20 protein-coding genes are annotated in these 20,467 nt (G+C 72.7%); 11 read left to right on the top strand and 9 right to left on the bottom strand.

Features of this window, described 5'->3' with window-relative positions; translation table 11 throughout:
* The first annotated feature begins 44 nt into the window (after positions 1–44).
* Positions 45–656, top strand: a complete 612-nt coding sequence (locus tag OO60_RS21520; protein WP_004560961.1) for an FMN-dependent NADH-azoreductase — start codon at positions 45–47, stop codon at positions 654–656.
* On the top strand, positions 656–970 hold the full coding sequence (locus OO60_RS21515) for a DMT family transporter (RefSeq protein ID WP_004560960.1): 315 nt from the start codon (positions 656–658) through the stop codon (positions 968–970). The genes OO60_RS21520 and OO60_RS21515 overlap by 1 nt, the downstream gene beginning before the upstream one ends.
* Here OO60_RS21515 and OO60_RS21510 read toward each other — a convergent pair.
* Positions 960–2,972, bottom strand: a complete 2,013-nt coding sequence (locus OO60_RS21510) for a prolyl oligopeptidase family serine peptidase (RefSeq protein WP_004560959.1) — start codon at positions 2,970–2,972, stop codon at positions 960–962. The two genes, OO60_RS21515 and OO60_RS21510, sit on opposite strands and share 11 nt — an antisense overlap.
* A 113-nt stretch (positions 2,973–3,085) precedes the next feature.
* On the opposite strand from OO60_RS21510, the gene OO60_RS21505 reads away from it, so the two are divergent.
* A complete protein-coding gene (locus OO60_RS21505; protein WP_004560958.1) occupies positions 3,086–4,063 on the top strand; it encodes a neutral zinc metallopeptidase in 978 nt (325 codons plus the stop codon).
* Here OO60_RS21505 and OO60_RS21500 read toward each other — a convergent pair.
* On the bottom strand, positions 4,056–4,631 hold the full coding sequence (locus OO60_RS21500; protein WP_004560957.1) for a TIGR03086 family metal-binding protein: 576 nt from the start codon (positions 4,629–4,631) through the stop codon (positions 4,056–4,058). The genes OO60_RS21505 and OO60_RS21500 overlap by 8 nt on opposite strands.
* Positions 4,632–4,714: 83 nt before the next feature.
* On the opposite strand from OO60_RS21500, the gene pdxR reads away from it, so the two are divergent.
* The 3 genes from pdxR (at position 4,715) to OO60_RS21485 (ending at position 7,101) form a co-directional block, all read left to right on the top strand.
* Positions 4,715–6,124 (top strand): MocR-like pyridoxine biosynthesis transcription factor PdxR, encoded by a 1,410-nt coding sequence (pdxR, locus tag OO60_RS21495; protein ID WP_004560956.1) that lies wholly within the window; start codon positions 4,715–4,717, stop codon positions 6,122–6,124.
* A complete protein-coding gene (locus OO60_RS21490) occupies positions 6,121–6,567 on the top strand; it encodes a hypothetical protein (protein ID WP_004560955.1) in 447 nt (148 codons plus the stop codon). Before pdxR ends, OO60_RS21490 begins: the two co-directional genes overlap by 4 nt.
* Positions 6,568–6,669: 102 nt before the next feature.
* Positions 6,670–7,101 carry a CBS domain-containing protein gene (locus OO60_RS21485; RefSeq protein WP_004560954.1) on the top strand — a complete coding sequence of 144 codons (432 nt, stop codon included), beginning with the start codon at positions 6,670–6,672 and terminating at the stop codon, positions 7,099–7,101.
* Here the strand turns inward: OO60_RS21485 and OO60_RS21480 are convergent.
* Both OO60_RS21480 and OO60_RS21475 read right to left on the bottom strand, forming a co-directional pair.
* Positions 7,098–7,655, bottom strand: coding sequence for a hypothetical protein (locus OO60_RS21480; protein WP_004560953.1), 558 nt, complete (start codon positions 7,653–7,655; stop codon positions 7,098–7,100). The genes OO60_RS21485 and OO60_RS21480 overlap by 4 nt on opposite strands.
* Before the next feature lie 2 nt (positions 7,656–7,657).
* Positions 7,658–9,220, bottom strand: a complete 1,563-nt coding sequence (locus OO60_RS21475) for a DUF4139 domain-containing protein (RefSeq protein WP_004560952.1) — start codon at positions 9,218–9,220, stop codon at positions 7,658–7,660.
* A gap of 84 nt (positions 9,221–9,304) precedes the next feature.
* On the opposite strand from OO60_RS21475, the gene OO60_RS21470 reads away from it, so the two are divergent.
* The 3 genes from OO60_RS21470 (at position 9,305) to OO60_RS21460 (ending at position 13,215) form a co-directional block, all read left to right on the top strand.
* A complete protein-coding gene (locus OO60_RS21470; protein ID WP_004560951.1) occupies positions 9,305–11,101 on the top strand; it encodes a Xaa-Pro dipeptidyl-peptidase in 1,797 nt (598 codons plus the stop codon).
* Positions 11,101–11,754 (top strand): YdcF family protein, encoded by a 654-nt coding sequence (locus OO60_RS21465; protein WP_004560950.1) that lies wholly within the window; start codon positions 11,101–11,103, stop codon positions 11,752–11,754. Before OO60_RS21470 ends, OO60_RS21465 begins: the two co-directional genes overlap by 1 nt.
* 63 nt (positions 11,755–11,817) lie before the next feature.
* Positions 11,818–13,215: an FAD-binding oxidoreductase gene (locus OO60_RS21460; RefSeq protein WP_004560949.1), complete on the top strand. Its 1,398-nt coding sequence runs from the start codon at positions 11,818–11,820 to the stop codon at positions 13,213–13,215.
* Position 13,216: 1 nt separating this feature from the next.
* Here OO60_RS21460 and OO60_RS21455 read toward each other — a convergent pair whose 3' ends face one another.
* A complete protein-coding gene (locus OO60_RS21455) occupies positions 13,217–13,858 on the bottom strand; it encodes a response regulator (RefSeq protein WP_004560948.1) in 642 nt (213 codons plus the stop codon).
* Positions 13,855–14,952, bottom strand: a complete 1,098-nt coding sequence (locus tag OO60_RS21450; RefSeq protein ID WP_081911245.1) for a sensor histidine kinase — start codon at positions 14,950–14,952, stop codon at positions 13,855–13,857. The genes OO60_RS21455 and OO60_RS21450 overlap by 4 nt, the downstream gene beginning before the upstream one ends.
* 103 nt (positions 14,953–15,055) lie before the next feature.
* Between OO60_RS21450 and OO60_RS21445 the strand changes: the two genes are divergently transcribed.
* Together OO60_RS21445 and OO60_RS21440 are read left to right on the top strand one after the other, a co-directional pair.
* A complete protein-coding gene (locus OO60_RS21445) occupies positions 15,056–15,910 on the top strand; it encodes a M23 family metallopeptidase (RefSeq protein ID WP_033261937.1) in 855 nt (284 codons plus the stop codon).
* Positions 15,911–16,248: 338 nt separating this feature from the next.
* A complete protein-coding gene (locus OO60_RS21440; RefSeq protein ID WP_033261936.1) occupies positions 16,249–17,298 on the top strand; it encodes a DUF4192 domain-containing protein in 1,050 nt (349 codons plus the stop codon).
* 142 nt (positions 17,299–17,440) lie between these two features.
* Here OO60_RS21440 and galE read toward each other — a convergent pair whose 3' ends face one another.
* From galE to OO60_RS21425, 3 genes are all read right to left on the bottom strand, one after another.
* A complete protein-coding gene (gene galE, locus OO60_RS21435; RefSeq protein WP_033261935.1) occupies positions 17,441–18,421 on the bottom strand; it encodes a UDP-glucose 4-epimerase GalE in 981 nt (326 codons plus the stop codon).
* A gap of 99 nt (positions 18,422–18,520) precedes the next feature.
* Positions 18,521–19,705 carry a galactokinase gene (gene galK / locus OO60_RS21430; RefSeq protein ID WP_004560489.1) on the bottom strand — a complete coding sequence of 395 codons (1,185 nt, stop codon included), beginning with the start codon at positions 19,703–19,705 and terminating at the stop codon, positions 18,521–18,523.
* On the bottom strand, positions 19,702–20,418 hold the full coding sequence (locus tag OO60_RS21425; protein WP_081911239.1) for an iron-dependent transcriptional repressor DtxR: 717 nt from the start codon (positions 20,416–20,418) through the stop codon (positions 19,702–19,704). Before OO60_RS21425 ends, galK begins: the two co-directional genes overlap by 4 nt.
* Between the last annotated feature and the right edge of the window lie 49 nt (positions 20,419–20,467).

The following is a 20,467-nucleotide window of genomic DNA, read 5'->3' as shown; positions in this document are numbered from 1 at the left end:
TCCAGTTAGCCCAAGTGGACACCGCGTCCACTTGAGGAGGAATCGTGCCCCACCTGCTGCACCTCGACTCCAGCGCCCGCCGCTCGTCGTTCTCCCGTGAGCTTTCCGCCCGGTACGCCGCCGGCTGGACGGGCACCCGCACCTACCGCGACCTGGCCGCCGATCCGGTTCCGGTGATCGGGGAAGCGTGGACCGAGATCTGCGACGCCCTGCTCGCCGCGAAGATCACCGATCCCGCGCACTACGCCGACGTCGTCGAGACGCCGGAGCAGCAGAAGGCCTGGGCGGTCGTCGAGCCGCTCCTGGCCGAGCTGCTCGAAGCCGACGTCGTCCTGATCGGCGCGCCGATGTACAACTTCTCGATCCCGGCCGCCCTGAAGGCGTGGATCGACCAGGTGACGTTTCCGAAGATGTCCCTGCGCGGCAAGAAGTTCGTCATCGCCGGCGCCAGAGGCGGGACGTACGCGGCCGGAACACCGCGAGCGCCCTTCGACCACCACGAGCGCTACCTGCGGGACTTCATCGCCGGGCACTACGACGTCGACGACGTCCGGTTCGTGCACGCCGAGCTGACCAACGCCCTGGTCGACCCGCACCTCGCCGCTCGCGACGGCGAGCGGAAAACGTCGCTCGAAGCGGCCCGGGCGGCGTTCTGATGGGCTGGGTGACGCTCGTCCTCGCCGGGTTCGTCGAGATCGCCTGGTCGCAGAGCATCAAACCGACGGAGAACTTCACGCGGCCCTGGCCGACGCTGCTGTGCTTCGCGCTCGGCGCCGCCGCGGTGTACCTGCTGTCGCGCGCGATGGACACCGTCCCGGTGGGCACCGCCTACGCGGTGTTCACCGGGATCGGTGCCGTCGGCGCGATCGTGCTCGGCGTCGTCGTCAACAAGGACCCGCTGAGCCTCGGCCGGGTGGCCGCGCTGGCCCTGATCGTCGGCGGCGTCGTGCTCGCGCGGGTCACTTCGTGAGCTGCTCCCACAGGAACTCGAACACCAGCGCCCACTTGAACGCCAGCTGCTCGTTGTCCGCGGCGGCACCGTGGCCGCCTTCGATGTTCTCGTGGTAGCGGACGTCGTGCCCCTGCTCGCTCATCCGCGCCACCATCTTGCGGGCGTGGGCGGGGTGCACGCGGTCGTCGCGCGTCGACGTCACGAACAGCGACGGCGGATAGTCGCGTCCACTGTGGACGTTCTGGTACGGCGAGTACTGCGAGATGTACGCCCATTCCGCGGCGTCGTCGGGGTCGCCGTACTCGGCCATCCAGGACGCCCCGGCCAGCAGCAGGTGGTAGCGGCGCATGTCCAGCAGGGGCACCTGGCTGACGATCGCGCCGAACCGCTCCGGGTAGCGCGTCAGCATGACGCCCATCAGCAGCCCGCCGTTGCTGCCGCCCTGGATGCCCAGCTTCGCCGGCGTGGTGATGCCCCGCGAAACCAGGTCCGACGCCACCGCGGCGAAGTCCTCGTACACGCGGTGGCGCTCGGCCTTGATCGCCTGCGTGTGCCAGCCAGGCCCGTACTCGCCGCCACCGCGGATGTTCGCGACGACGTACGTGCCGCCGCGGGCCAGCCACCCGCGGCCGATCATCCCGCTGTAGGACGGCGTCAGCGAGATCTCGAAGCCGCCGTAGCCGGTCAGCAGCGTCGGGCCGCCTTCGGCGCCGGACGGCCGGACGACGAAGTACGGGATCTTCGTGCCGTCCTCCGACGTCGCGAAGTACTGCGCGACGCTCATGCCCGAAGCGTCGAAGAACGCCGGAGCCTGCTTCAGGATCTCGACCTCTTCGCCGACCTGGCCGTAGCTCAGCGTCGAGGGCTGGAGGAAGCCGCTGGAGTCGATCAGGTACTCGTCGCTGACGTCGGGGTCGGTGTCGAAGATGTCCGCGCTGCCGAACTCCGGCCCGCCGGCCAGCGGCGCCTCCTGCCAGCCGTCCGGGCCCGGGGTCAGCGTGCGCAGCTCGGTGCGGACGTCCCGCAGCGTGCCGAGCAGCAGGTGGTGGCGCGTCCAGGCCCAGTAGCCGAGTGACGTGTGCTCGTCGGGCGTGAACAGCGTCGTGAAGTCGCGGTCGCCGGCCAGGAAGGCGTCGAAGCCGATGGCGATCAGCGAGCCGGCCGGGTGCTCGGTGCCGCCGGTGCTCCACGCGGTCCGCGGCCGCACCAGCAGCCATTCGCGGTGCACCGACGCGCTCGCGTCGTCCGGGACGTCGATCTTGACCAGCCCGTCCGCCGTCTTCAGGTGCAGTTCCGAACGGTAGAAGTCGATCGCGCGGCTGACGAAGTCGCGCTCGAAGCCTTCGGTCGGGTCGTGGGACGCGCCGATCGAGACGTCGTCGGGCTTGCCCTCGAACACCGTGACCGCCTCGGCGAGCGGCGTGCCGCGGCGCCACTCCTTGGCCAGCCGCGGGTACCCCGAGCTGGTCAGCGAGCCGGGGCCGAAGTCCGTTCCGATGTAGACGCGGTCTTCGTCGATCCAGCCGATCCGCGTCTTCGCCTCCGGCACGGTGAAGCCGTCGGCGACGAACTCGTGCGCGTCGAGGTCGAACTCGCGCACGACCGTGGCGTCCGCGCCGCCGCGGGACAGCTCGACCAGGCCGCGCCGGTAGTCCGGGCGCAGCACGGTGGCGCCCTGCCAGACCCAGTTCTCGCCCTCGGCCTCGGCCAGCGCGTCGACGTCGAGCAGCAGCTCCCACTCGGGCTCGGCCTGCCGGTAGGACTCCGGCGTCGTCCGCCGCCACAGGCCCCGCGGGTGGCTCGCGTCCTGCCAGAAGTTGTAGTAGAACGCCCCGCGGCGGCGGACGTACGGGATCCGGTCGTCGGCGTCGAGCACCTCGCGCAGCTCGTCACGCAGCTCGGCGAAACGCGCGGCCGTCGTCAGCTCGTCCAGCGTCTCGTCGTTGCGGGCGCGCACCCAGTCCAGCGCGTCTTCGCCGGTCACGTCTTCCAGCCACAGGTAAGGATCCTCGACACTCATGGGGATCAGTCTCGCCCGGCACCGGGCCCGGCGGCCACCCCGTGGCGTTTTCCTTTCGTGATCCCCGCCTCCCGGGTGGTCCGTATGCTGGTCCCACACAGCAGGGGGAGACCGTGAACGACGCCGAACCGCCGTGGCCGGGGACGGCCCGGCCGCCGGAACCCGCGTGGGTGCCGGAGCCCAGCCCGTGGGCGCCCAACTGGGCCGCCGCGCCACCCGTCCCGATCGCCCCGCCGCGCAGCAGGCTCTGGGGTGCGGTCGGCGGGGTGATGATCGCCGTGCTGGCCTTCTCGCTGATCGCCGTGACCATCCCGCGCCGGGTCGACGGGCAGGCCCTCGCCGCGCAGGGTGCCGACACCGGCCACGCCTACAGCGGCACCGGCAAGACACCGAAGCCGGTGCCGGAGACCGCGCGCAACCCGCTGCTCGGCGCCGGCATCAGCCCCGGGCCCGCCACCTGCACCCTGCCCGAGCTCGGCCGGGCGCCCGAGCAGCTCAAGACGTACTACCGAACGCTCGTCGACTGCCTGGAGCAGTCGTGGCGCCCGGCGCTGGCGAAGGTGAACGAGCCGACGCTGCCGGCCACCGTGTCGGTGACGCTGCCCGAGCACAGCGCGTGCGGCGCGGCGCCGACGGAGAACGAGGCCGTCGCGTACTACTGCGGTGGCGACACGACGATCTACGCCCCGACCGACTGGATGCTCTCCGACGCCGGCCTCAACAAGGCCCGGCACATCGCGACCATCGCCCACGAATACGGCCACCACGTGCAGCGCGAGAGCGGCATCCTGTCCGCGGCGGCGGACAAGATGACCTCGCCGGACGAGAACAGCACGGCCGACAAGGAGGTCGTCCGCCGGATCGAGCTGCAGGCCAACTGCTTCGGCGCGCTGTTCCTGGCGGCCGTCGCCGGGTCGGGCTCGATCAGCCGGTCGCTGGCGAACGCGGCCGTAGCCGACTACGGGCGGGCCGACAACAGCGACACCCACGGTTCGCGCGAGCACCAGCTGTCCTGGGCGAAGGCCGGCTACGACGGCAAGACCACGAAGGCGTGCGACACGTGGAGCGCGCCGGTCTCCGAAGTCAGCTGACGGCGGTCCAGGCGGGGTCGCGGCCGAGCAGGGCGAGGAACCGGTCGAGGGCGCTCGCGTCCGCGGGCACCGCGACGCTGTGGGCGAACGAGCCGTTCTTCTCGCGGCCCTCGTCCGGGATCCGCTCGGCCAGTTTGGTGGCGATGTACACGGCTTCGGCGTCCGGCTCGTAGGGCAGGCCGAGCGCGCGGGCCAGGTCCCAGCCGTGCGCGACCGTGTCGACCAGGTGCATGTGCGCGGCGATCGAGCCCGGGAACGTGCCGAAGTGGTTGATGGTGAGCTGCCGCTCGAGCACGGCGTCGCCGGCGAAGGCGGCGAGGAAGTCGTCGACGGACGCCCGGTACGCGGCGTAGGGGTCGTCGCCGAGGACACCGGCGTCCCAGTCCGGCGCCGAGCCTTCGCGGGCCGCCGTCGCGAAGGCGTGGTTTTCGCTGACCTGGTGGCGGAGCAGGTCGGCCAGGGTCCAGCCGCTGCACGGCGTCGGGCGGGTGAGGTCGGCCGGGGTCACGGCGGCGACGAGCTTGTCGAGGACGAGCAGGGTGTGGCGGTCGAGTTCGCGGAGATCCATGCTTCGCACGCTAAGCCGCCGAGCGGACCACGAACAGTGCCAAATCCGCCGCAACCTTCGTGGGCCAATCTAGACTCGGGCCGGTGGAGATCCACATCGACCTGACCGGGACGCGCGGCCACCGCGACGCGATCTACCGGCAGCTCCGCGCGGCCATCCTGGCCGGCCGGATCCGGCCCGGCGAGGCACTGCCGCCGACCCGCGAGCTCGCGCAGCGGCTGGCGGTGTCCCGCACGACCGTCAGCGCGGCCTACGACCGGCTCACCGCCGAGGGGTTCCTCGCCGGGCGCGTCGGCGCGGGCACGTTCGTCACCGCTTCGCCGGTCGAGCGTCCTTCGCCGGTCCTGGACGCTCCGGGCGTGCAGCCGCTCCCGGAGTGGGATGCCGTCCCGCCGCCGCCCGCGCCCTTCGCCCCGGCACCGGAGTTCGACTTCCGGCCGGGCGTCCCGGACCTTTCGCTGTTCCCGTTCGACACCTGGCGGCGGCTGATCACGCAGCGGCTGCGCGCCGGCCAGGCCGACCTGATGACCTACGGCGACCCGCAGGGCCACGCCGGCCTGCGCGCCGAAATCGCCCGGCACGTGGGCGTGTCGCGGGACGTCCGTGCGAGCGCGGCGCAGGTCGTCGTGACCGCCGGCGCCCAGCAGACGACCGATCTCGTCGCGCGGGTGCTGCTGCGGCCCGGCGACCTCGCCGCCGTCGAAGACCCCGGCTACCCGCCGCCGCGGCTGGTGCTCGGCGCGCGCGGCATCCGCGTCGCCCCGGTGCCGGTGGACGCCGCCGGGATCGTCGTCGACGCCATCCCGGCGGGGACGCGGCTGGTGTACGTGACGCCGTCGCACCAGTACCCGCTCGGGCTGTCGATGTCGCTGGACCGCCGGCTCGAACTGCTGGACTGGGCCGAGCGCACCGACGCGGTGCTCGTCGAGGACGACTACGACAGCGAGTTCCGCTACACCGGCCGGCCCCTGGAACCGTTGCACAGCCTGGATTCCCGGGGCCGCGTCGTGTACGTCGGTTCGTTCTCGAAGGTGCTTTCGCCTGCCCTGCGGCTCGGGTTCCTCGTCGCGCCGCCGTCGCTGGTGCCCGCGTTGGTCAAGGCCCGTTACCTCACCGACTGGCACGCGCCGAACGTCGAGCAGGCGGCGCTGGCGGCGTTCATGGCCGAAGGCGGCTTCGCCCGGCACGTCCGGCGGATGCGGAAGGTCTACCGCGCGCGGCACGAACTGCTGACCCGGGCTTTGGCCGCGTTCGACTTCCTCACGCCGTTGCCGTCCTCGGCCGGCCTGCACCTCAGCGCGGTCGCGGCGGCTGACTGCGGTCCGCTGGTCCGGGCGGCACGCCGTCGTGGCGTCCGGCTGTACTCGCTGGGGGACTTCGGGGTGGGGGAGCGGCGGCACGGGCTCGTCTTCGGTTACGGTGCGGTCGCGGCCGAGCGGATCGAGCCGGGACTGGCCCGGCTGCGGGCGCTGGCGGACGGGGGAGCGGCATGACCGACGACGTGATGGTGGCGATCGACGCCGGTCTGCGGCAGCACATCGGCGGCGACCGCGCCGGCGCGTACGCAACCTTCGCCGAACTGTGGTCGTCGATCGGCGAAGACGGCGATCCGCTGCACCGCGTCGCGCTGGCGCACCACATGGCCGACGTCTGCGACGACCCGGCCGAGGAACTCGAGTGGGACCTGCGGGCCCTGGCGGCGGCCGACTCGCTGACCGACTCGCGGGCCCAGGAGTACCACTCGTCCCTGGCGGTGCGCGGGTTCTACCCGTCGCTGCACCTCAACCTCGGCGAGGACTACCGCAAGCTCGGCGACCTGGCCGCGGCGCGCGAACAGCTGGCACTGGCCCGCGCGCGCCTGGACGCCCTCGCCGACGACGACTACGCGGCCGGGATCCGCCTGGCGCTGGCCGGCCTGGCCGAACGGCTCGGCTGAATCGGTTCCAATACCACGAAGACGCCCCGTTTGCCGGACTTTCGCGGGGCGCCGCCGGGCCCTAACCTGTGGTGATCCAGCTCACCGACGGGAAGGATCGCCATGCGGATTGCGGATCTGCTGCGCAAGAAGGGGACGGCGGTCGCAACGGTCACCCCCGAGACGACGGTGACCACACTGCTGGCCGGCCTGGCCGAACACAACGTCGGCGCGATGGTGGTGGTCGCCCCGGACGGATCGATCGCAGGAATAGTCTCGGAGCGCGACGTGGTGCGGCGCCTGAACGACCACGGCCCCGGCCTCCTCGACGGCCCGGTGTCGGAGATCATGACGAAACTGGTGGCCAGCTGCACCCCGGACGATTCGGTGGACCAGCTGTCGGTCCTGATGACCGAGCGCCGCATCCGCCACGTCCCGGTGCTGGAGAACGGGCGCCTCGCGGGGATCGTGTCCATCGGGGACGTCGTGAAGAACCGGATGGAACAGCTGGAGCAGAGCCAGGAACAGCTGCAGGCCTACATTTCGCAGGGTTAGTGCGGGGGCCAGCTGTAGGCGTAGCCGAGGGAAAACGTCAGATCGACCCAGTCGCCGACCGGCTCGTCCGCTTCCGGGCGAGCCGGCGCGACCGCCCGGACGGCGTCCAGTTCGGAGGAAAGGTCCTCGGCGGAGAGCAGCGTGCCGTCGCGGAAGACGAGTTCGCGGACTTCGGTGAACACCCAGGCCGGCCGGAAGCCCATGTTGAGGTAGGGGCGATCTTCGTGTTCGCCGCGACCGAGGAGCAGGCGTCCGGTGAATTCCGTGGCGATGTCGAGCTTGCGGTAGTGCCAGGCGTCGTAGCCGTCGTGCCACCGCGGCCGGGCTCCGCCGAGCGGTGGCGGGGTGTCCGCCGACCCGAGTTTGAGATCCCGCAACACCAGCCGCCCCCGGGCCACGGAGTAGCCCGCGATGTGCCCGCGCCAGCAGGCGGTGTTCATCGATTTCGGGGTGAGACCGTGGGCGGCGGGGTCGAACAGCCCGGCGCCGTCCGCCGCGGTGATCGCGAACCGGGCGTTGCCGACCCGCACCTCGTCGGAAAACTGAGTGGTCACCGCTACTCCCGCCAGCCGGACAATTCCACGCCCTTCGCCACATCCACCCGATACGAAAGCGTCACCACGCCGGTCTCCCCGGGTGCCAACGTCAGCTTCCACGTGAACTCACCCAGAGCCGACGTCTCCACGGGCTCCGGCGACGTCTTCACGTCCCGTACCGTGATCGTGTCGTCCCGCGAAACCGGGGCCTGGTCCAGCACCGTCACCACAGCGGAACGCGGCCCGTGGTTCCCGACCGAAATCCGGTACTCGGCCTCGCGCCGCTTCTGCCCGGACAGCGTCGCCTTTGAAGCCGTGCGGCGGACCAGTTCCCGCTCGACGCGGATCCGGTCGTCGGCACCGAGAGCCAGCTCCAGTTCCTCTCCGGGCGCCCACGGCTCCAGCATCGTCGTCCCGACGAACTCCGCGTCGTGGAACACCGAAGCCCGGCCCGGCCGCAACGCCTGCTCCGATGTGTTGACGACGGTGGCCCGCAGGTAAGCCTCCTCCGCCAGAACCGGCGCCGTGACATACCCCAGCGAAGCCGTGAGATCCAGCTGCGCCAACGTCGTCCGGTGCCCCTGCGCGCCGGAGGGCACCGCCACCGGCCGCGAAGGCCGGTACGTCACCGCCGTCGTGCCCTGCTCCACCGAGGCCAGCTTCGGCGCCAAAGACGCCGACGAGGCCGCGTAGTCCCTTCGGAGCCCTTCCGGGATCCCGCCGCCTGCTCCGCCGTACGCCATGGCCGGCGCCGCGGGGGCCACCGGCACCGGGTGGACGCGGTCGAGGTACCACGGCTGCAGCTCCGGGACCACCACCGACACCGCGGGCCGGGCCGTCGACAGCGCCAGTTCGCACTCCGGCCAGTCCTCGCCCGTGTACTGGCTCACCAGCCCGTACGACACCACCGTGACGTCGGTGCCGCGCACCCGGACGTCGTAGCCCGGCTCCCAGCTCGCGCCGGGGACCACATAGGACAGTTCCAGCTCGGCTTCCCCCGACGGCTCCGCGATCTCCAGCTCCACGACGACCGACGTGCTGTCCCGCCCGGACTGCGCGCCCTGCGCCTCGATCCGCCGGTCGAGCGCGGCGAGGTCCTCGCGCAGCCGCGCGATCCGCTCGCTCAGCACCCGTCGCGCCTTCAACGCGGAGGCCAGCCGCTCGCTCAGCGCGTCGGTGACTTCGGCGACGCGCGAAGGCTCCGCGGTGCCCGCGGCGAGGGCCTTCGCGAAGCTGCCGCCACTGCGCTTCGCGAGCGAAGTCAGCAGATCCACCTTCATCGTTTCGGCCGCTTCGTCGTCCAGGACGCCGTCGAGCGTGGCCTGGTCGGCACGCCGTTGCTCGACGAGCGTCTCCAGGGCCGCGTCGGCCGGGGCGGCGTGCCATTCGGTGCGCACGTCGACGCCGGTGATCAGGGCCGGTCCGGTGCCGGTGACGCGCACCGAAGCCGGGTCGAGGGCCGGTGGGAGCCCGGCGAACGTGAGGCGCGGGCCGCCGTCGAGCGGAGCCTTGCCCCGGCGGGTGATCCGGGCCTGCTGCGGGTAGACGGTGACGGCGGCGATCGGCGCTTCCACGGTCGGCATGCCTCCGACGTTAGTCTCTTGACACTCCCGAGGGCGGACCGGAAGTGTCTTCAGGCGTCCGCTTCGCCCGGCTTGGGGGTTTGAGTGAAAGCCGCAGTCCTGCTCGCCGCCGTCCTCGCGCTGCCGCTGACCGCCGGCGTCGCCGAAGCCGCGCCACCGGCCCCGGTGTTCACCGGCGGCCAGGCGCAACCGGTGTTCGACCCGGCCGACGTCATCCGCGAAGACGTCTGGGTCACCGCGCCGGTCGACAGTGACCACGACGGCAAGGACGACCTCGTGCACGCCCAGGTCGTGCGCCCGCGCGCGACCCAGCAGGGCCTGAAGGTGCCCGTCGTCTACCAGGCCAGCCCGTACTACGCCGGCGGCAACGACGTCGCCAACCACGACGTCGACGTCGAGCTGTACGCGCCCGGGTACGCCCGCGGCCCGGAAGGCCCGCGCGTCGCCGCGCACGGCGTCGGCCCGGCCACCCCGATCACCTGGCGCTACCAGGACTACTTCACCGCGCGCGGGTTCGCCGTCGTCTACGGCGAATCTCTGGGCAGCGGGCTCTCGACCGGCTGCCCGACCACCGGTGACGTCAACGAGACGATCGGCGCCCGTTCGGTCGTCGACTGGCTCAACGGCCGGACGCCGGCGAAGGACGCGAACGGCGTCGCGGCGAAGGCGGACTGGACGACGGGCAAGACCGGCATGATGGGCGTGTCCTACAACGGGACGCTGCCCAACGCCGTCGCGAGCACGGGGGTCGCGGGGCTCGAGACGATCGTGCCGATCGCGGCCATCTCCAGCTGGTACCAGTACTACCGCAACGACGGCGCGGTGGTCGCGGCCGGCGGGTACCAGGGCGAGGACGCCGACGTGCTCGCCGAGTACGTCTACACCCGCGCCGACCGGCAGGTCTGCCGCCCGGTCATCGACGGCCTCACCCGCGACCAGGACCGCGTCACCGGCGACTACACGCCGTTCTGGGACGTCCGCAACTACCGCAACGACGTCGGCAAGGTGCACGCGTCGGTGCTCGCGGTGCACGGCCTCAACGACTGGAACGTCAAGACCGACCAGGTCGCCGAGTGGTACGAGGCGCTGAAGGCTCGCGGTGTCGAGCACAAGATCTGGCTGCACCAGTCCGGCCACGCCGACCCGTACTCGCTGCGGCGCGACGTCTGGCTCGCGACGCTGAACAAGTGGATGTCGCACTACCTCTACGGCATCGACAACGGCATCCAGAACGAGCCGAAGGCGACGATCCAGCGCGAGGACCTGTCCTGGACCGACGAGGCCGACTGGCCCGCGCCGGGCACCGCCGACGTCCGCGTGTACCCGTGGCCGGGCGGGCGGGCGAAGGGCACGATCGACACCCGCAACCCGGTCCCGGGCACCGCGGCCGTCGAAACCCTCGCCGACGACTCCTCGAAGACGATCGAGCAGCTGGCCGGCCTCGCCTCCTCCGGCAACCGCCTGCTGTACGCGACTTCGGCGGCGAAGCAGGCTGTCCGTCTCTCGGGCACCGCGAAAGCCGACCTGGCGCTGGCGTTCGACCGGCCCGCGGCGAACGTCTCGGCGATCCTGCTCGACCGCGCCCCCGACGGCACGTCCCACGTCATCAGCCGCGGCTGGACCGACCCGCAGAACCGCACGTCGCCGGCCCGCACCGAGCCGATCACGCCCGGGCAGACCTACCGGATCGGCGTCGAGCTGATGCCGAAGGACTACATCCTCGCGGCCGGGCACCGGCTGGAGTTCCTGCTGGCCTCCAGCGACCACGACTACACGCTGCGCCCCAAGCCGGGCGCGGGGCTGGCGCTCGACCTGACGAGGACGGCGGTGACGCTCCCGGTCACCGGCGGCAAGCCCGCGCTGCGAGCCGCGTTCGGCTGATGCTGCCCGAGCACCTGCACGCCGACGTGCGGACGCTGTGGGAGTACCACGACCTGCGGCACGAGCCGCGGCGCTCGGACGTCGGGATCGGCCTCGGCAGCCGGGACCCCGGCGTGGCCGCCCACACGGCGGAGCTGTTCCACGCCGGCCGGTTCCCGCTGGTCGTGTTCACCGGGGCCAACGCGCCCACGACGGTGGGCCGCTTCCCGCGCGGCGAGGCGGTCCACTACCGGGAAATCGCGCTGGAGCTGGGCGTGCCCGACGACGTCATCCTGGTCGAGCCCGACGCCCGCAACACCGGCGAGAACATCGCGTTCACCCGGCGGCTGCTGGCCGGGCGCGAGATCCGGTCGGTGACGCTGGTGACGCGGCCGTACGCGCAACGCCGCGCGTACGCGACGGCCAAGCGGCTCTGGCCGGGGATCGACGTCGTGTGCGCGTCGAAGGCGGTCTCGTTCGAAGACCATCTCAGCGGCGAAGAAGACGTCGAGCGCGTGGTCGGCATGCTCGTCGGCGAGACGCAGCGGATCACCGAGTACGCCGAACAGGGGTTCGCGATCCCGCAGGACGTCCCCGCCGAGGTCGAGCGGGCCTCCGGCCGGCTGGCCGCGGCGGGGTTCACCCAGCGGCTGATCCGCGCCGACGATCACTGAATGTAACGATTTTCGCAGGTCAGGCGACTTACCGGCGTTCTATCCGCAGCGAGAGGACCCGCCATGACCTCGACCGCCGACCCCGCCGTAGCGAGCCTGCGCACCCAGCTGTCCGGAGCCGTGCTGACCGACGGTGAACCCGGCTACGACGTCGCCCGGTCGGTCTGGAACGGCGAGATCGACCGCCGCCCCGCCGTCGTGGTGCGGCCCGCCGGGCCCGCGGACGTGGCGGCGGCACTCGCGTACGCCCGCGAAGCGGGCCTCGACGTCTCGGTGCGCGGCGGCGGCCACAACTACGGCGGCGCCGCGGTGGTCGACGGCGGGCTCTGCCTCGACCTGAGCTCGCTAGCCGCGATCAGCGTCGACCCGGACGGCCGGACCGCCCGCTGCGGCGGCGGGACGACGTGGGCGCAGCTGGACGCAGCCACGCAGGAGTACGCGCTCGCGGTCCCCGGCGGCACGATCAGCCACACCGGCGTCGGCGGCCTCACCCTCGGCGGCGGTTTCGGCTGGCTCACCGGCAAGCACGGCCTGTCCTGCGACAGCCTCCTGTCGGCCGAGCTCGTCACCGCCGACGGCGAGGTCCTGCGCGTGTCCGCCGAGGAGCACCCCGACCTGTTCTGGGCGTTGCGCGGGGGCGGTGGCAACTTCGGCGTCGTCACCGAGTTCGAGTTCCGGCTGCACCCGGTCGGCCCGATCGTCCACCTGGGACTGTTCTTCTACGGCCTCGACGACGGCGTGGCCGCGTTGCGCCACGCCCGCGAGCTGCTCCGGACGCTGCCCGGCGAACTGGGTGTGCTCGTCGCCGGGCTGAACGCGCCGCCCGCGCCGTTCGTCCCCGAGCCGTACCACTTCCGGCCGGGCTACGCCGTGCTGATCGCCGGCTTCGACGGAGAGGACCACCACGCCGAAGCGGTCGAGGCGGCACGGTCCGGGCCGGCCCCGCTGTTCGACTTCGTCTCGCCGATCCCGTACGTCGAGCTGCAGCGGATGCTCGACGGCGCCGCGCCGTGGGGCATCCTGGCCTACGAGAAGGCCGCCTACCCCGATGGTTTCACCGACGAGGTCATCGAGGTGATCGCGGACTTCCTGCCGCGCAAGACCTCGCCGCTGTCGATCATGCCGATCTTCGCCATGCGCGGGGCCTTCACGGACGTCGCCGACGACGCGACGGCGTTCGGCGGCCCGCGGCGCGAGAGCATCCTGATCAACATCGACTCCCTCGCGGCCGAGCCCGGGCCGTACGCCACGGACCGCGCGTGGGTGCGCGAGTTCTGGGAGGCGCTGGTGCCGCATTCGTCGAACTCGGCCGGCTACGTGAACTTCATGGCCGAGTACGAAGCCGACCGGGTCCGGACGTCGTACGGCCCCGCGAAGTACGAGCGGCTGGCCCGGATCAAGGCGGCGTACGACCCCCGGAACGTCTTCCACCACAACGCCAACATCACGCCGGCGCCGTGAGTCAGCCGGCGATGCCCGCCCGGTAGGCGAAGGCCACCGCCTGCGCGCGATCGCGCAGGCCGGCCTTGGCGAACAGGTGGTTCACGTGGGTCTTCACGGTCGCCTCGCTGACCACCAGGGTCCGGGCGATCTCGGTGTTCGACAGGCCGGCCGCGATCAGCCGCAGCACCTCGATTTCGCGCGCGGTCAGGCCCTCGACCTCCTTGACGCGCGGCGGTGCGGTGCGGGCGGCGGCCTCGACGAGCCGCCGCTGCAGCTCGCCGTCCACAGTGGACTGGCCGGCGGCGGCCGAGCGCAGCGCCCGCGCGATGGCCTCGGCGTCGGCGTCCTTGGTGAGGAACCCGCGGGCGCCGGCCCGCAGCGCGGCCAGCAGGGCTTCGTCGTCGGCGTAGGTGGTGAGGACGACGACCTCGGTGCCCGGGTGCTCCGCGCGGATCCGCTCGGTGGTCTCGACGCCGTCGCAGCGCGGCATCCGCAGGTCGACCAGCACGACGTCGGGCCGGTGTTCGGCGACGAGCCCGAGCGCGGCGAGCCCGTCGGCCGCGGCGCCGACCACCTCGATGCCCGGCAGCAGCCCGAGCAGCGTGACCAGGCCTTCCCGGACGACCGCCTGGTCGTCGGCCAGCACGACGCGCAGCGTCACGCCGGCACCGTCAGGTGAATCCGCCATCCGTCCTCCCCCGGCCCGCTCTCCAGCCGCCCGTCGAGCAGCGCGACCCGTTCGCCCATCCCGCGCAAACCGTAGCCTGCCGCGGGCGCGTCCGGCGGGCGCCTGCCCTGGCGGTCGGCCACGGTCAGGTGCACCGCTGCCTCGGCGTAGTCCAGCGTGACGTCGACGTCGGCCTGCGCCGCGTGCTTGCGGGTGTTGGCCAGGGCTTCCTGCACCGCGCGGACGAGCGCGGTGCCGACCGCCGGGTCGAGCTCGCGCGGCTCGCCCCGCACCGTCAGGTCCGCCCGGGCGCCGCTGTCGAGCCGGTACGCGGCGAGCAGGTCGGCGATCGCGCGTTCCACCGGAACGGCGTCCTCGCGCAGTGCGGCCACCGCCTTCCGGGCCTCGGCCAGGCCGTCCGACGCCAGTTTCTGGGCTCGTTCGATCTGGGCGACGGCGTCCGGGCTCGCGCCGTCGCGCACCAGCATCAGCCGGGCGCCCTGCAGGTTCAGCGAAAGCCCGGCCAGCGAATGCGCCAGGACGTCGTGCAGCTCGCGGGCGATGCGGGCGCGTTCGGCGAGCGCGGCCGCGCGGGCGTGCTCCTCGTTGGCGGTCTGCGCGCGGGCCAGCGCCAGCTCGGTCTGCTCCATGCGGGCCAGCCGGGCGCGCCGGTTCAGCCCGATCAGCACGATCACGACGACGGCGGCGTACGTGGGCACGGCGCCCTGCCACGTCCCGTGCAGGACGGCCCAGCAGGTGATCGCGGCCAGGTCGATCGCGACGGCCAGCACGATCGGGCCGGTCCGCTGCCGGAGCACGACGAAGAAGGTGGTGCCGAACATCGTCACCGACGCCCAGCTGTTCGGCACGACCGCCAGCATCGTGGCCGCGGTGCCGACCACGGCGACCGCCACGGCCGGCGCCCACCGGTTCGCGCCGGCGTCGTGCAGCCACAGGAGGGGTACCGACAGGGCCAGGGTGAGTCCGATCAGGACCCAGGCGAGGGAGTTCGCGCGGGGCATCGCGGCGAACATCGGGCCCGCGACGAGCGCCCAGCGCAGCCAGTCCTGCGCCTGAGGCCGTCGCATGGTCATTCCGGGAGCCCTCCGCGGGGGTGCTTGTACGGAAAATGTACCGGCGCGGGCTTCGCTGGGTGGCGTCAAGATGTCCCGTTTGTCAGGAGGTTCCCCCATGTCCAGGTTGCGCCGGCTCGCCCTGCTCGCCGCCGCCGCGGCGCTGCCCGCGCTCGGCCTCACCCTCGCCGGCCAGGCGACGGCCTCGGCCGCGCCCAACTTCCAGGTGCCGTTCAAGTGCGGGGTCACGGTGACCGCGGCGACGTTCAGCGACCACAACCCGCAGTACTCCGTCGACTTCCAGAAGGACGGCATCACCGGCATGCCGGTCCTCGCCGCGGCGTCCGGCACCGTCACCCGGGTGGAGGACAAGGGCGCGACCAGCTACGGCAAGTGGATCGAGGTCGACCACGGTGGCGGCTGGAAGACCCGCTACGCGCACCTGTCGGTGCAGGAGGTGTCCGTCGGCGCATCGGTGGCCGGCGGCCGGGAGATCGGCAAGGCCGGCGCGACCGGTGGGGTCAGCGGGCCGCACCTGCACTTCGAGGAGATCCTCAACGGAGTGGTGCAGAAGGCGAAGCTGAACGGCACGGCGGTGCCGTACCACGCCCACACGAGCTTTACGAGCAAGAACAACTGCGGCGGCAACCCGTACTCGGCCGAAGAGGTCTGCGGCGACGGCTTCTCCGTGGTGGACCAGCAGGCGTTGGCGAACTCGTCGGGCACGGCGTACCTGCTGTACAACGCGTCCACCAAGGCGAACTGCGTGACGACGCTGAAGGCAACGTCGCTCGGCACGGCCAGCGCGGTTTCGGCGTTCCTCGAGGTTCAGGGTGCGGCGCGGGTGACGGATTCCGGCAGCTTCACGTACTACGCCGGGCCGGTGAAGAAGACCGCTGACGCCACCTGCGTGAAGTGGGGCGGTTCGGTGGGCAGCAACACCTACGAGAGCGGGTTCGAGCACTGCGGCTGAGCCGGTGTGTCGGGGCTGCGCCGCGGGGGCGGAGGCGTGGCGACCCGCGCCTCCGCAAGGCGGCATCGGGGCTTGGCCCCGGGATCCGGAAGCGTGGCGGACCCGAGCCTCGGCAGGGTTGTCACATCTGGACCCTGGCCCCATCCCGCACCCCCGCCACCCGGATCCCGCAAGCCGATCGGTGTCCGGCCGGCGGGGGCCGGGCAGCATAGCCCGCCCCACCGACAGAAACGCCCCGCCCGGCCGCCGCCGGGCGGGTTCTGTCCACATCGGCCCCGCCGATCCACAGATTTGCCGCCACCGCCCCATCCGGCCCCGTCCTGCCCCACCGTGGAGGCATGACCACTGCCACCCCGGCCGGCCGGCCGCCGGCCGACCCCCGGAATCCCGCGCAGCTGCTGGCCGCGCTCCCGTACCTGATCGGCTTCCGGCCCACGCGGTCCGTCGTCCTGCTCGGCCACCAGGGCCCGGAGGGCCAGGACATGGGCCTGATCCTGCGCGGCGACCTCCCGCGCCGCGAACACCGGGCGTACCAGGCACAGGCCCTGGCGTCCCGGTTCGCCGCGGGCCCGCACACCGGCGTGACGCTGGTGATCGTGGGCGGCCGGCGAAGACCCGGCAGCCCGCCACCGCACGCGGGCTTCGTCGAAGTCCTGGCGGCCGAACTGGCCGTGCTCGATCTCCCGGTGCTGCACGCCCTGTGGGCGGCGAACATCAAGGAAGGCGCGCGCTGGGCGTGTTACGCGCGGAAGGACTGCGGCGGCAAGCTGCCGGACCCCCGCACCACGGTGACGGCGGCCGCCGCCACCGAGCGCGGCACGGTGGCGTTCGACAGCCGCGACGAGCTCGAGGCGCTGCTGTCCCCGCGCTCACCGGAAGCGCTGGCCCGCAGGTCGGCCGCGCTGTCGCGGTGGCCGTGCCCGGACGTGAACGAGGCGGCATCGGCGATCCGCGCGGAGTTCGAACGCCACCGCCGCGGCGAGGGCCCGCCCACGGACGAGGAAGCGATGACGGTGGCCGGCGCCCTCGCGCTCCCCGAGATCCGCGACCTGTGCCTCGCCATGGCGATACCCCCGGAGACGTCGGTCGCGCACGAGGCCGAGCGCGTGTGGTTGACGCTGGTCCGGGAACTCCCGGCACCGGAACGGGCGGAACCGGCGGTATTGCTGGGCTTCACGGCGTACATGCGCGGCGACGGCGCCTTCGCCGGCATGGCGCTGGACAACGCACTGGCGGCGGCGCCGGGCCACGTGCTGGCGCGGCTGCTGAAGACGGTCCTGGACCGGGGAACCCCACCCCAGGTGATCCGCGGCCTGGCCGCGGCGGCCGACCCGGTGGCTGCGCTGGGCCTGGAGCCGGCGGATTTCGACACGGGGGAGGCCCGGTGACGGCGCTTGCTGCCCGGCCACGCAGGGCCGGGCTCCGCGCCTTCGGGAGCCGGGTCGATTGTGTCCACTGTGGACCAGTCGGAATCACCGGTCCGGGTGAACCGGCGGGCTCACGGAGACCCGCGGCCCGCCGGTCGCGCGGTCAGCCCCGCCGCGACTGGGTGAACTCCCAGGCGTCGCGCACGATCCCCGCCAGGTCGGTCCGCTCCGGCTTCCACCCGAGCTCTTCGCGAGCCCGGTCACTGGCCGCCACGAGCACCGACGGGTCGCCCGCGCGGCGCGGGGCCACCGCGGCCGGCACCGCGTGGCCGGTCACCTCGCGGCACGCCTCGATCACCTCGAGAACGGAGAACCCCGTGCCGTTGCCCAGGTTGTAGATCCGGTGCTCACCCGCCGTGGCGTGCTTCAGCGCCAGCAGGTGCGCGTCCGCGAGGTCCACCACGTGGATGTAGTCGCGGACCGCCGTGTGGTCCGGCGTCGGGTAGTCGTCGCCGAAGATCTGGATGCGCTCGCGGTCGCCCGTGGCGACCTGGAGAACGAGAGGAATGAGATGGGTCTCCGTGGTGTGGCGCTCCCCGAAGGAGCCGTACGCGCCCGCGACGTTGAAGTAGCGCAGGCTCACCGCGGCCAGGCCGTGCGCGCCGGCGAAGCTGGTGATCGCGTGGTCGATGGCCAGCTTGGTGGCGCCGTAGGTGTTGGTCGGCCGCGTCGGTGCCGTCTCCGGGATCGGCGACTGCTCCGGCTCGCCGTAGGTCGCCGCGGTCGAGGAGAACACCAGCCGGGGCGTGCCGTGCTCGCGCATGGCCTCAAGCAGCCGCAGCGACGTGACGACGTTGCCTTCCCAGTACTTCGCCGGATCCGTCATCGACTCGCCGACCAGCGACTTGGCCGCGAAGTGCAGCACGCCGTCGAAGCCCTCGCCCAGCAGGCTGCCCGCCACCTCGGCGGCGTCGCCCTCGATGAACCGCGCGTCCGGGTGGACGGCGTCGGCGTGCCCGGTGGACAGGTCGTCGACGACGGTGACCCGGTGCCCGGCCTCGACCAGCCGGGCGGCGCAGACGCTGCCGACATACCCGGCCCCGCCCGTCACGACCAGCTTCAGGGCGTTGCTCTGCTCCGACACGTCCAGGCCTTCCTGTCGAGGGTGACTGTGCTCCACAGTCTTCCCCCTGGCCGGCGCGCGGGTCCGGCCGGGGGTTGCCCCGGCCGGACCCGCGCGGCCTCAGGCCTCGTCGCGGCCGGCGCCGCGGGACGGCACCGCCGTGAACATCCGCGGCCGCCGGTACCCGGCCTTCTCGTACGCCGCGTCGACGGCCGTCTTGACCCGGTCCAGGTCGGCGTCGCGGACCAGCGCGATCGCCGAGCCGCCGAAGCCGCCGCCGGTCATCCGCGAGCCGAGCGCACCGGCCGCCCGCGCCGCGTCGACCGCGAGGTCCAGCTCGGCCGTGGAGATCCGGTAGTCGTCGCGCATGCTGACGTGCGAGGCGTCCAGGTACGGCCCGATCTCGGCCAGCCGCCCGGCGCGCAGGAGCTCGACCGTCTCGAGCACCCGCTGGTTCTCGGTGACCACGTGCCGCACGAGCGGCGCCAGCTCGGCGGGCAGCCGGCCGAGGGCGTCGTCGAGGCCCTCGACGGTGACGTCCCGCAGCGCCTTCACCCCGAGCAGCTCGGCCGCCTGTTCGGTGCCGCGGCGGCGCTCGCCGTAGCCGCCTTCGGCGTGCGAGTGCTTCGTGCGGGTGTCCATGATCAGCACTTGCAGCCCGGCCTCGGCCAGGCCGAACGGCACCTGCTCCTGCTCGCCCGAGCGCACGTCGAGGAACAGGACGTGGGACTCGGTGCAGCAGAGGGACGCCGTCTGGTCGAGCAGGCCGGTCGGGGCGCCGACGAAGTCGTTCTCCGACCGCTGCACCCACCGCGCCACCTGGGGCCGCGTCGGGACGCGGTCGCCGGTGCCGTCCAGTTCCAGGCCGGCCAGCCCGAGCAGAGCCAGCGAAACCGCGCATTCGAGCGCGTGGGAGGAGGACAGGCCCGCCCCAGACGGCACGTCCCCGGCGACGACCAGGTCGGCCCCGGCCGTGAAGCCCTGGTCGCGCAGCACCCAGGCGACGCCGGCCGGGTACGCGGCCCACCCGTCGACGGTGCCCGGCGCCAGGTCGGCGATCTTGAGCTCGCCGGTGCGCTGGATCTGGCCGTCGTCGCCGAGGGTGGCCACGGTCAGGACGCCGTCCTCGCGGGGCGACGCCGCCGCGGCCAGCCGGTGCGGCAGGGCGAACGGCAGCACGAAGCCGTCGTTGTAGTCGGTGTGCTCGCCGATCAGGTTGACCCGGCCGGGCGCCGACCAGACGCCGGCCGGCGCGGTGCCGTGGACCGTGCGGAACGCCGCGACGGCGTCCGAAGCGGGGCTCATCGGGCCTGCGCCAGGACGGCGTGCAGCGCGGAGCTGGCGACCTGGGCGGTGGTGTCCCCGCCGGTGACCTCGATGGTGCCGCCGCTGGCCTTGCCCACGGTGACGGTGCCGCCCGGCACGATGCCGACGGACTTGAGCTCGGTCATCAGCGACTCGTCCAGCTGGACGTGTTCGGCGATGCGCCGGATCTCGACGCGGCCGCCGCCGGTGCGGGCGAACTCGTCGAGCCGGACCAGGTCGGCCTCCGCGGGCGGTGCCGGGTCGCCGTCGCCCAGCTTGTCCAGGCCCGGGATCGGGTTGCCGTAGGGGGAGGTGGTCGGGTGGTCGAGCAGCTTGACCAGCTTGCGCTCGACGGCCTCGCTCATCACGTGCTCCCACCGGCACGCCTCGTTGTGCACGTGCTCCCATTCGAGCCCGATCACGTCGACGAGGAGGCGCTCGGCGAGGCGGTGCTTGCGCATCACCGCGATGGCGAGTTCGCGGCCGTGGTCGGTCAGCTGGAGGTGCCGGTCGTCGGCCACCACGACCAGCCCGTCCCGCTCCATCCGGGCGACGGTCTGGCTCACGGTCGGGCCGCTCTGCTGCAGGCGCTCGGCGATCCGGGCGCGCAGCGGAACGACACCCTCTTCTTCGAGCTCGTAGATGGTACGCAAGTACATCTCGGTGGTGTCGATGAGATCGTTCACGCTGTCCCCTTCGTCCGCGTTGCTCATCGTAGTCGTTGACCCCGGCAGCGGCGGCGGGCCTCGGGGGTACGGTGCC

Source organism: Amycolatopsis vancoresmycina, assembly GCF_000716785.1.
In the GTDB taxonomy this organism is placed as follows: Bacteria; Actinomycetota; Actinomycetes; order Mycobacteriales; family Pseudonocardiaceae; genus Amycolatopsis; species Amycolatopsis vancoresmycina.
This window is presented reverse-complemented; position numbering and strand designations above follow the sequence as displayed.